This window comes from Apilactobacillus sp. EABW-1NA (genome assembly GCF_030398685.1).
GTDB classification, from domain to species: Bacteria; Bacillota; Bacilli; order Lactobacillales; family Lactobacillaceae; genus Apilactobacillus; species Apilactobacillus waqarii.
Genome location: NZ_JAPDKO010000007.1, coordinates 12,691 through 25,150, shown reverse-complemented (window position 1 = coordinate 25,150; position 12,460 = coordinate 12,691). Strand labels below are relative to the sequence as shown.

5 protein-coding genes and 1 pseudogene are annotated in these 12,460 nt (G+C 39.6%); 3 read left to right on the top strand and 3 right to left on the bottom strand.

Features of this window, described 5'->3' with window-relative positions:
• Positions 1–52 precede the first annotated feature (52 nt).
• A pseudogene (locus OEZ61_RS03090) lies at positions 53–1,378 on the bottom strand (aldehyde dehydrogenase family protein); the annotation flags it as partial.
• Positions 1,379–1,705: 327 nt separating this feature from the next.
• On the opposite strand from OEZ61_RS03090, the gene OEZ61_RS03085 reads away from it, so the two are divergent.
• Together OEZ61_RS03085 and OEZ61_RS03080 are read left to right on the top strand one after the other, a co-directional pair.
• A complete protein-coding gene (locus OEZ61_RS03085) occupies positions 1,706–2,602 on the top strand; it encodes an ABC transporter ATP-binding protein (RefSeq protein ID WP_034534211.1) in 897 nt (298 codons plus the stop codon).
• Positions 2,595–3,839: an ABC transporter permease gene (locus OEZ61_RS03080; protein WP_034534208.1), complete on the top strand. Its 1,245-nt coding sequence runs from the start codon at positions 2,595–2,597 to the stop codon at positions 3,837–3,839. The genes OEZ61_RS03085 and OEZ61_RS03080 overlap by 8 nt, the downstream gene beginning before the upstream one ends.
• A 45-nt stretch (positions 3,840–3,884) precedes the next feature.
• On the opposite strand, the gene addA is transcribed toward OEZ61_RS03080, so the two are convergent.
• Together addA and OEZ61_RS03070 are read right to left on the bottom strand one after the other, a co-directional pair.
• Complete coding sequence (addA, locus tag OEZ61_RS03075; protein WP_034534207.1) at positions 3,885–7,610, bottom strand: helicase-exonuclease AddAB subunit AddA; 3,726 nt, start codon at positions 7,608–7,610, stop codon at positions 3,885–3,887.
• Entirely contained in the window at positions 7,610–11,179 is a 3,570-nt protein-coding gene (locus OEZ61_RS03070) for a PD-(D/E)XK nuclease family protein (RefSeq protein WP_034534206.1), read from the bottom strand. Before OEZ61_RS03070 ends, addA begins: the two co-directional genes overlap by 1 nt.
• A 358-nt stretch (positions 11,180–11,537) precedes the next feature.
• Here OEZ61_RS03070 and OEZ61_RS03065 point away from each other — a divergent pair, with 358 nt between their 5' ends.
• Positions 11,538–12,344 (top strand): manganese catalase family protein, encoded by an 807-nt coding sequence (locus OEZ61_RS03065; RefSeq protein ID WP_034532316.1) that lies wholly within the window; start codon positions 11,538–11,540, stop codon positions 12,342–12,344.
• Positions 12,345–12,460: the final 116 nt, after the last annotated feature.

Here is a 12,460-nt window from a genome sequence, read left to right as displayed (position 1 = left end):
ATTACATATACTTTTTAATAAGTTCTTCAAAGTTACTATTCTTACGTGGGTAAGCAATTTTCTTAAGGTTGAGTAAATCAAAGTCTGTAACGTTATGTGAAATAGAGTTAAATCCCCATGAACCAGTTCCTAGAGTTAGTGAAGGTTCCAATCCGTTAACGATGCTACCAACACCACCTAGACAGCAAGGAGTATTGACTAGGATACGGCAGGCTTTCATCTTGATACCGAATTGTGTAATCACATCAGAATCAGTTGATCTAATTCCGGCAGTGTGACCTAATCCACCATAGTTTAGGATTGATTCTAGAGTATCGTATGCATGGTCAGAATCAGCTACCTTGTATACTGATACAACTGGTGAAAGCTTTTCACCTGAAAGTAAGTGGTCAAGACCAACTTCAGTTAGTTCTGCGGCCAATACCTTAGTACCTTCTGGAACTTCAATTCCGGCCATGTCAGCAATTTGCTTAGCTGAACGACCAGCGATTGGTCCGTTAACACCACCAGTTTCAGGGTTAAACATAGTTTGTGCTAACTTGTCTTGATCTGATTCAGCAATGAAGTATACACCAGCGTCACTTAGGCGTTTCTTCATGTCATCATAGATGGATGAATCGATTACCAGACTGTTTTCAGTGGCACAAATCATACCATTATCAAAGGTCTTTGATAATACGATGTCTTTAACTGCTGCATCTAAATCTGCGGACTTTTCAACATATAATGGTGCGTTACCAGGACCCACACCTAATGCGGGTTTACCACTTGAGTAAGCGGCTTTGACCATGGCAGGTCCACCAGTCGCTAAAATCGTTGCAACACCAGGGTGGTGAATCAAAGCATTGGTTGCGTCAATGCTTGGTTCACTAATCCATTGAATTGAATTCATTGGCGCCCCTGCTTTAACGGCTGCATCTAATACAATTTCAGCTGCTTTTATTGAGGACTTCAAAGCTTGTGGATGGAAACTAAATACGATTGGGTTTCTAGTCTTCATCGCTATGATTGCCTTAAATAAAGTAGTTGAAGTTGGGTTGGTAACTGGAGTAACACCAGCTAGAACCCCTAATGGTTCTGCAATTGTAACTGTTTTGGCTTCATCGTCTTCATCGATAATTCCAACAGTCTTATGATTCTTAACGAAGTTACCAATTTGACCACTGGCAAAAATATTCTTCATAGTCTTGTCATGCGTGTTTCCACGACCAGTTTCTTCATGAGCCAATTTTGCCAATTCCGCACTGTTATCCAAACCAGCTTGGACCATTGCATCTACAATTGAGTCTACCTGTGATTGATCTAAACCTTCTAATTCAGTTAATGCAGTATGTGCATTACTTACTAAATTGTTAATCATTTCATCAACTTGAACCATCAAAAACGCCCTCCTTTAATTTAGATACTATTAACGTTTCCAATTCGATTGTATCAGTGTCAATAAAGGGTTTCAACCCATTGGCAGCTAGAAAATAATTAATTTTCACTATGTTTTTTTACATAAAATATCAATTTTTAATTAAAAAATAGGTCAACTTTGTTCACCTAATCACAAACAGAAAGCACTATAATTAAGTGTTTCCATTTCCGTAAATCCGGTAATGATATCCATACTCAATGTATAGTTTTACTCGTTAAAAATTAAATTTTAATTTGAATATCATTATGATATTATTAGGCTTATCAAAATAGAGGAGATGAGCTTATCTTAAAGATTGAAAATATTTCGAAATCATTTTCCAAAGTCCAAGCTTTAAACAACGTTTCATTTGAGGCGAAAGATGGCCAAATTCTAGGTCTAATCGGACAAAACGGAGCTGGTAAATCAACAACTTTTCATAGCATTCTTCGTTTTATCGAATTTGATGGGAAAATTACATTAAACAATCACGAAATCACTGTTAAGGACTTCAACGAAGTGGGATATCTTCCAGAAGAACGGAGTCTATTCGAAGACCTAACAATTGAAAGTCAAATTACATATTTTGCGGAACTAAAGGGCCGCGATAAAAAATGGGTCAAAGAACGTATCGACTCATGGTTAAAACGCTTCGAGGTTAAGGGAGAAGCAAAGGACAAAATCAAATCACTATCTAAAGGTAACCAACAAAAGGTCCAATTAATCTGTACCTTAATTCATGAACCAAAGTTGGTAATCTTAGATGAACCATTTAGTGGTTTGGACCCAGTTAATGCCGATCTTTTAAAGAAAGAAATCATCAAAACTAAGGAAAATGGCTCTGCCATCATCTTCTCAAGTCACGACATGAACAACGTTGAAGAACTTTGTGATCACGTCGTCATGCTTAGAAACGGAAACGTCGTTTTAAACGGTAGCGTTGACGAAATCAGAAACCAATTTGGCAAGAAGCACGTCTTTGTGACAACCGACATGTCCGTAAATGAACTAGCTGCACTTGATGGTGTCAGTGAAGTGGTTGCACGTGGTCATAACCGTTACAAGATTACCCTTACCGATGAAGAATATGGTAAGGCCCTCTTCAACGCCGTGAGTCGTGGTGAATACATCGAAGAATTCAGCCAACAACCACCTACATTAGATGAAATCTTTAGAGAAAAGGCGGTGGCAAAACATGCATAAGTTCAATATTGTCTTCATGAGAAACTACCTACTCCACTTAAAATCAAAGAGTTTCATCGCTTTACTAGTCACACCAATTATTTCAGTCTTAATTAGTGCTGGAATCGGTGGATTAGTTGCCAGTTCAACCAGCAACTTTGACAACTATCAAGTCGCCGTTGTCGGGGATTCAAACGTTAAAAGCGAACTAGTATCCAAGGATAAAGATTCCATTGATTCCAGCATCAAGTCCGAAAGTACTGCCAAAAAAGAACTTAAGAAGGACAATATTGATGGTTATATCAAGGTTTCCAAGGAAAACAACCAATACAAGATTAACTTTGTTGGAAGTAGCTCTTTGGATAGCGACGTTAAGGCCGATTTATTATCAATTGTGAACCAAAAGCAAGCTGCCATTAACGTTAAGACCAGTAACGTTACTAGTGAACAATACAAGCAATTGTCTGTAAAACCAGCGTTTAAGTCATCAATCACTGATAAGGAAAAGAAGCAAAAATCTGAGCAAACATCCAATGCTAATACAGCATCAATTTACGTATTAATCTTTATTTCCTACTTCTTTACCTTAATTTATGCTTCCATCATGTCCACCACTATTGCCAAGGAAAAAGGCACCAAGATTTCAGAAGTTATCTTCAGTAGTGTTTCACCTAGCACTTACTTCAGTGGTAAAGTTGGCGCAGTGATTGCTTTAATGGCAACTCAAATGGTAATTTATAGCGGTGTCGGAGTGGTTGCATACTTCATCTTGAATATGTATCCATTCTTCAACTCATTATTCTCATCCCAACACGTATTAATTAGTACATTTATCGGTAATATCTTTAGTATTAACCTGCTATTCATCTTCGTTGGCTTTGTAATCGCAATTGTGCTTGCGGCGATTTGTGGTTCTCTTTCAGCCAATGTTGAGGGAGCATCAAAATCATCACAACCACTTGTATTCTTGATTTTATTTATCTTCGTACTTTCATTTAATTTTGTTAATAATGGCGCTTCCGATTCAATCTTTTCACAAGTTGGATCATATATCCCACTATTCTCATCATTCTTGATGCCAATTAGATTAATTAATCATAATGCAAACTTCTTTGAAGGAATCATTTCACTATTGATTGCGATTGCCTTCATTGCCTTCGTGACTTACAAGTTCTCAAATGTTTACAAGCTATTCATGCTAAACAGTGAAGAAGGAAGCTTCTTCAAACGAATTAAATCAGCTTTAAACAATAAATAAACCCATAAAAAATAACCCTGAACGATTATGTTCAGGGTTATTTTTTTACTTAATTTTGACTGGTTTATTAATTGATAGTAGGTAGATAAATTTATCGGTAACCGGTTTATGCAAGATGTTTTCCAATGCCTTGGCATATAGGTTAATTTGACCCTTGTACTTCTTAACGGCCTTTTCAATGCTTTTATCACTATCATTTGGCACATAGTCGGTCTTGTAGTCAAACAAGATAACTTCATCGTCTAGTTCGATATAACCATCAATAATCCCATGAATTAGGATTTTTTCTGGTGAATCCGCATTAAAACCTGGGAATACAAGGTTGGCATCCATTAGCATCGAGAATGGTGCTTCACGATGAATTCGTTCCGGATGAGCCAGCATTTGTAGTCCTAATTCACTATCAAACACATTGATAACTTCTTGAGTTTGAATTAAGTCAGCGATTTCTGGGGTAACGACCTTATCGGCAACTAAACGTTGTAGCATCCCTACCACGTCACCTACTTCTGGCTTGTGGTCCAATGGCACCTCTTGTAGCAACAAGTGGGTGGCAGTACCAACTTCGGCGGCACTCGGTTTCACAACAGATTGCATGAACTTAGGCACCGTGAAGTTAGAGCTGACATACATGTTCTTTTGCTTATTATTTTCTTGCCAATGTTCATCATAGTTACCCAATTGAATGCTATCTGGATCTTCAAATAGTCGTTTAATTTCGGAAACTGATTGATAAGCAGTGGTATGGGTCGCAACTTGATTTTGATAAGTGAAGTCCAAGACCTGGTCGACATCATCAACATTGATGTCCTTTGGTACCATCTTTTTGGCACTTTCAACGATGTGGTTTAACCACTTGGCACTAACGGCACTGTCGCCTGATGGACTGTGTTGAGCTAGGTCGTTGGCATTCACGAATTCAACATCGAAGTTAGTCTGATCATCATCTAAGCCTTTGTAGGTAACGTCGTCTCCGAACTTGTTTCTAAAGTTTGGATGACGAACCAATGCAGGACCAATCCAGTCTAGGTAACTCTTGGCACCACTTCTTAAGGCGGCATCGACTAGCAAGGTGTCACCACTGGCAGCCTTGTTCCAGGCATCGATGACCTTAGTTCTGTCGTTTTCATTCTTGCTGGCACCAACGATGAATAGTTGTTGTTCGGCACGGGTTAGCGCAACGTATAGTTTACGCATTTCTTCGGCCAACAAACCTTGGTTTTCGATTGCACCAACCACTTGGCGTTGCAATGAATCCTGTTTGATTCGAGTTTCTGGGTCGGTGTAGGTAATTCCTAATCCTAGGTGGTCATTTAGGATGTAGGCCTTATTGCTGTCTTGTCTGTTGAAACCATGTGAGGCATCCATTAGGAAGACGACAGGGAATTCCAGTCCCTTACTTCCGTGAATGGTCATTACTGATACTGCATCTTGGTTGTCATCAGCGTTGGCTTCATCCAAGTCTTCGTTTCTTTCTTGCATGCGACGCACAAATCGAACGAATTGGAATAATCCCTTAAAACTAGTTTGTTCGTAGTCATATGCACGTTCGTATAGTGCATGTAGGTTAGCTTGGCGTTGTCTTCCGGCAGGCATTCCTCCGACGTAATCCAAGAATCCGGTGGTTTCGTAGATGTCCCAGATTAAATCAACAATCGCATGCTGTTGGGCAACGTCTCTGAAGTGTTTTAATTGTTCGACAAATGTCTTTACACGTGAGAATACTTGGTCACCAAATTCGGAGTGATCCATATTTTCGTAATTATCGTAGAAGTTAATAACGGCATTGAAGTAATCACCGGTCTTTTGGTTAATTCTCAAGTATGCCAATTGGTTTTCGTTTAGCCCTACCATTGGTGAACGCAATACCGCAACCAATGGAATGTCTTGGTATGGATTATCAATGATTGATAACATCGACATCATAATTTGAATTTCAGTAGTCTTAAAGTAACTTTGCGCTCCATTGATTAGGACCGGAATGTTGTATGAACCAAAGATATCGGAAATAATTAAGTTGTTATTTCTAGTCGAGGAAATAATTGAGATATCAGAATATTGAATTGGACGCATCACTTGTTTATCACGGTCAAATACTGGTAACTGCTTTTCAACCATTTCGTTAATCTTTTGGGCAACCATTTCCACTTGGCCATGCGCACTGTCTTGGACTTGGAATTGGTCATCGATTGGTTCTTCTTCATCGTCCTTACTTTCGTAAATCATCACATCGACGTTGGATTGTAATTCATCTGGATAGTATTTCGCACCTGCCTTTAGTTTGGCATCCCCAGTGTAATCAATTTCACCAACTCGTTTGTCCATTGTTTGGGTGAAAACTAAGTTGATGAAGTCATCGATGTTTTCTGCTGAACGGAAGTTATCGGGTAAGACAATGGTGTGGCCATCTTCGCTATCCATGCGTTCGATAAACATAGAAGGATCGGCTAAACGGAAACGGTAGATGGATTGTTTAACGTCTCCCACCATGAACATATTGCTGTGTTCTGGGTTCGCCAATGTTGATAAAATCGCGTCTTGTAGACGATTATTATCTTGGTATTCATCGACCATGATTTCATTATATTGATTTTGGAGGTTCACTCTGACAGCCTTAGATTCGCCGTCTGAGCCAGATAGAATATCGTAGGCATAATGTTCCACATCAATGAATTCTAGACAGTGACGCTTCAATTTAGTCTTTTGATAGCTATCGGTGAATGCTAGGACAACTTGTATCAATTTCTCGATTAATTGTTTGGAAGCCTTCATTACTGAAAGGTTTTCTTCTTCGTTTAACGTAAAGTACTTATCGGGTAGTTTTTGAACCGCCTTCTTGGCGTTGTCTCGAATGTCTTTGATACGGTCGTGAAGTCCCTTAGCAATGTCGTCATAGTCCTTGGTAACACGTGGGAAAGCCTTGAACTTAATGTCTTCAAAGGCTTGCTTAATGTCATTCCAATCTGAATCAGGCAACATGTCATATAGGACATTGATATTATCAATATCGACTTGAACGGAAGCCGCTTCTTTTTCCATCAAGTTTTCGTCAGCAATTCGTTTAGCTGATTCAAAAGATAGACGTTGTTGGGTCAAATCGTTTTGAATGAAGGGTAATAGATTGTTTTGGTAAAAGTCGGAATGAACCAAATCATCTCCATCGATATCGTAAATCTTGGTGGTATTCTTCAACCAATCGACCGGGTCACGATTTACGTTGGCGTAATCATAAATTCTAAATACTAAGTCTGTTAAACCATCGTCGGAACGGTCATTGGAGAAGTTTTCGGTCAATTGAGCAAATAAGCCATCACTATCGTTGGCGTATAGGTCTTCTCTAACTGAATCCCAAACCTGTTCTTTTAGCATTTGGCTTTCGGTTTGGTCCGCCAACAATCTAAAGTTAGGGTCCAAATCAATAATGTAGTAATAACTTTGGACGATTTTTTGACAGAATGAGTCCATTGTTGAAATATCAGCGACCGGCAAACGACGTAATTGACGCACTAAAAATGCCTTAACGTCGGAGTCGGTGGCCTTTTTCAATTCTTGTTGTAACGCCTTTTGAATACGGTCACGCATTTCCTTGGCAGCGGCCTTGGTAAAGGTAACGATTAGCATTTCATCAATGTTGACGCGGTCGTTTAATAACTTGTTAATCACACGGTCAACTAGGACACGGGTCTTACCAGAACCGGCTGAGGCTGAAACGAGGACGTTTTCATCAAAATGTCCGGTAACGGCTTCTTTTTGTGGCTTTGTGTATTCCATTATTGATTGTCCCCCCTTAGCATTTTCAAGACGTCTTCTAACGAGTAGTTAGGCACGTCTCTATAGTTGTTTTCATTCAATAGCGGATCGAACTGCATGATTGAACGATAAGGTGTAAATTGCATTGCGTCTTGGTTTTGACCAAAGCGCGCTGGTTTCAAATCGATGTTTCCAGTAAAGATTTCCAATCCGGCCTTCTTAATTAGGTCCTCGTTGTGAGATAGCAATAGGTCCAAGTCTTCAGGTTGCACGATTGGACTGGACTTGTAGAAACTACCGTCCTTTTTCTTTCTCAATGGGTAAACATTGGATGAACCGTACTTGTCATCTGCGATGGTCTTATCAATCTTATCCAATAACTCACCGTCGTTAACTAGAATCCCTTGGTATTTTTGTTTGCTTAATACCGCTTCTTCAAATGATTTCTTCAAATCATCCTTGGTGTACTTAGGATTGTAGATGTGCATGTATACGGCACCGGCCAAGGCGGCCTTTTCTTCTTCATCGATGATGCCTAGGTTGTGCGCTAACACATCGATGTAGGTCATCATTTGCATAGAAGTTCCGTCGTAGACACGTGAGAAGTCCAACTTACGTTCACTGGACTTGTAGTCGACAATTCCTAGGTAGTTCTTGCCATCGACGTTCATTGAATCGATTCTATCGATTCGACCACGAACGTTAACCAACTTTGCAGTGGTTAGTTCGTTGCTCTTAGGCAATTCAAAACTAAGTGGTTTCAAATCATCCTTATGACCAACTTGACCGAATGAGATTTCGGTCTTTTTCGCACGCATTGGTGTGTACTTACTTTGTTTTTGAATCGTTTCGATTGTGTGTTTAACGGTCTTAATCAATTGATTCTTGATGTAATTCATTCGACTAGAACTGCTCAAGATGGTGTATTGGAAGTCGTTTGGATCTTCTAACATCTTGGCAACAACAGTATCAACCAATTCATTGATTGCTTGTTTGTCCAAGTTTTCCAAGTCGATGTGTTCTGAATTTACGATGCGCATCAAGTGGTCCATTGATTCGTGATAGAACTGACCGGTACTTGCTGGAGATAAGTCAAAGACATCACGTTCTTTTAGCTTCAAACCATAGCGCAAGAAGTATTCGTATGGGTTGCTGTAAAATTGTTCCAACTTAGAGATGGAAGTATTGATTTTATCGCCGTATAAACCAGTAACGATTTCTGGCAACAATTGCGTTGGTGTGTTGTTGTAGTCCAAACCACCCAATAGTTTGTTGGTTAAATCACGGTAGTTTAGGTTTTGATCTAGTTTGTTGTATACATATTGCCAGGCAGGGGCCAAATTAGAATTGTTCAGTTTGGCGTCTTGGCTAGCTTGAACCAGGTGACGAAGTGTTGAACGATAAGTTCCGACATATTCGTAGATATCCTTGGCATCAGCGGTTGGATGACTGGAAATGTGTTGTATATCAATGCCGAAGTGTTCAGCAATTCTGGAAACGTATGGGGAAATGGCGACTGATGATTCGTCACTATCGCCTAAACTATAGGAAAAAATTAGCTTTTCACTACCTGATAGGAATGCTAGATAGTTTAGGAATGGATCGTTGGCCATTTGGTTTTCAGATGTTTCACGCAAGTATTGGTCGTCGTCAAAGAAGTCACGCAAATCATCACGGTCCGCGTCACTAAATAGTGCTTCGTTGGTAATTTTATCTGGCATTACTTCGTCGGTCGCACCCATCATGAAGACCACTTTACGATTGTTCATTTGAACGATTCCACTTTCAGAAATGGCAACTTGGTCCAATGTTGATGGAATTTGTGAGTAGTTGGCACCTGAGAATCCACTTTGAAGAAGACTCAAAAAGTCGTCCGCGACAAATTCACGGTTCCCCAAGATTGAAACGTAGTCATCTAACAAATTACAGAATGTTTGCCATACCTGTTCTGGTTGAGCCGCATCCAATAGGTTGTCCTTTAGGATGGATTCGTTACGCCATTCTTTTAGTCTTCTAACCACTCCAATGTCCACTAGGAATTGGAATAATATGGCAGCAGCTTCTTGACCGGTTTTGGCGTTTCGCATCTTCTTGAAGAATGGTGGGAAGTTATCACCAATAAAGTGTCTGATCACATTAATTTTACCGGAAATGTTACGCATTCTATCTGCTTGAACACCAAAATCACTGTCGGATAGCCATGCGTATTGCCAGTCTTCCTTTTGAGTCCAGCGAGAGCCTTCATACCCATTCTTTAGTACCAAGTTTTCGGTTAAGGCCACGTATTGACGGTAATCATCACCTTCAATAAAGTTACCATTACCATCACCTGGGACCATTAATTCGGTCTTTAGTAAACGCATGACGTCTTGGTATTGGTACTTACGAGAACCATTTTCCAGACTAAAAAGTGCATCGATTAATTCCACCAATGGATGGTCTTCCATTGATTTGGCAACGTCGTTAAACGCAGGAATATCGAGTAGTTTAAATACCGGTTTGATCACGTTTTGATACTTGTCCAAGTGACGAGTCAAGATTAAGAAGTCGGAGTATTTGTAGCCACCATGGGCGACCATTTGGCGAATCTTGACCGCGATATTTTCCACCTCAGCAAACGGACTATCGGCACGGTAGACCTGAATGCTGTCAGGATTACTTAGTGCACTCTTGTCGATATCCCCTAGTCCAGTGGATTGTGCCCAGTATGTATCTAGTTTGTGTAAATCATCTGACACGCGAAGATTCTTAGCCATTTTATCGACCAATACGGGAACATTATTGGCACGGGCAACGTTGTAAAAACGGTTGTACCACTTGGCTGATTGGAAGAATAAGTTTGGTCCTTGCGGTAGTTCGTCGGGGTACTTACGATCCAAGTTCAGACCAATGGTAACACCAGCGGAACGCTTGATTAGTAATTCGACTAGCTTGGCTTCTTGAGCGGTAAAATGGTTAAATCCATTGAAGTAAAAATGACTGTGGGATAGGTCTAGTTCGTCATTTTCGATAAAACGACAGAAAAGGTTTAAAACGTCTGATTTATATAGGTAGATTCCTTGAGTTTGTTCCTCAAAAGCGCGGTAAATGATGATGAAGTCATGCATTTTATCGCGTAATCCAGCGTTTAGTTTATCGTTATTGTCGACAATTTTTTCAAGATTGTCGGCAGAAATTTGGCCGGCTTGCATTTCACTGATTTGTTGAGCTAATTTTTGAATAAACCCCGGTTGGCCGGTTTCACCCCTAAAGACGGTCAATTCATCCTGGTGGTCGATTAAGATTTGGTAAATCAGCATACTGATACCGGAGTCGCTTAGTCTTGTCTTTTGGTATTCTTGGTTATTCTTCATGTAATACCAGACAAGTCGGGTAATGGAGAAAGTCTGGAACTTACTTTCGGCATAAATTGGTTCGTTGTCGGTGTTTAAATCCTTTAAAGCTTGCACTTCGGATTCGAACTTAATGTGGTTAGGAACTAGATAGAAGAATTCGTCGTTAGGGTGATTATTGATTGATTCTTTTAACGAATCAACGATGACTGCTTCATGATCATAGCTGGCGGTTCCCAAAATAAATTGTAAAGACATTTCATTACCCCTTTTTCATGAATTAATAGTCTAATTATATAATACGTGAAAACATGTGTCAGACTTTTCAAACATTTAATTATTCTCCCAAAAGATGATTAAGTCGGCGTTTATGCAAACGATAATTTTTAATCGAAAAAAATTTAGATTTTTCGAGTCATAATCTTTGGTGCAGTTATTTGGTTGTGGTATATTAAATCGTACACAAAATATTAATACAAAACGTATGGATATTTTGGCAAATAAAAAATAATTATGATGTAATATAGGATCGATTTTTTATTTATTGGGATAAAGCCCTAACTTGGGTTTTAAAAATCGTCTACCGCCTTGAGCATCAAAGAAAGAGGTAAAGTTTATGTTCAGACATACTCGTAAATTACAATACAACGCTAAGCCAGATCGTCCAGATCCAATTATGGCTCGTCGTCTACAAGAAGCCCTAGGTGGTCAATGGGGTGAAACTACTGGTATGATGTCATACCTATCACAAGGTTGGTCATCAACTGGTGATGAAAAGTACAAAGACTTACTATTAGACACTGGTACTGAAGAAATTGGTCACGTTGAAATGATTTCAACTATGATTGGTTACCTATTAGAAGGTGCACCAACTACTATGACTACTGAAGAAATGAAGAATGACCCAGCTAAGGCTGCCCTACTTTCAGGTATGGACCCAGAACATGCATTAGTTCATGGTCTAAATGCTGGTCTAAACAACCCTAACGGTGCTGCATGGAACGCTGGTTACGTTACTTCATCAGGTAACCTAGTTGCTGACATGCGTTTCAACGTTGTTCGTGAATCACAAGCTCGTCTACAAGTTAGCCGTCTATACGACATGACTGATGACGAAGGTGTTCGTGACATGTTGAAGTTCCTATTAGCTCGTGAAACTCAACACCAACTACAATTCATGAAGGCTCAAGAAGAACTAGAAGAAAAATACGGTGTTATCGTTCCTGGTAACATGCACGATATCGAACACAGCGAATACGCTCACGTTCTAATGAACTTCTCTGATGGTGACGGCTCACGTGCATTCGATGGCCAAGTTGCTAAAGACGGTCAAAAGTTCACCTTCCAAGAAAACCCAGAAGCTATGGGTGGTATTCCAGAAGTTAAACCAGCTGACCCTCGTCTACACAACGACCAAGGCTAATTTCTGTCTTTTATCCTACAATTTTCGAAATACGACAATTAAACTTATTAATCCAAACAAAAACTCCAACTTCGGTTGGAGTTTTTTATATTTTCTTAACTTGTTATTTTTTCATA

What these genes read in the sequence shown, in the direction of transcription:
- OEZ61_RS03070 (WP_034534206.1), bottom strand. Translation starts at nt 11,179, where the DNA reads ATGTCTTTACAATTTATTTTGGGAACCGCCAGCTATGATCATGAAGCA.
- OEZ61_RS03080 (WP_034534208.1), top strand. Translation starts at nt 2,595, where the DNA reads ATGCATAAGTTCAATATTGTCTTCATGAGAAACTACCTACTCCACTTA.
- OEZ61_RS03065 (WP_034532316.1), top strand. Translation starts at nt 11,538, where the DNA reads ATGTTCAGACATACTCGTAAATTACAATACAACGCTAAGCCAGATCGT.
- addA (WP_034534207.1), bottom strand. Translation starts at nt 7,610, where the DNA reads ATGGAATACACAAAGCCACAAAAAGAAGCCGTTACCGGACATTTTGAT.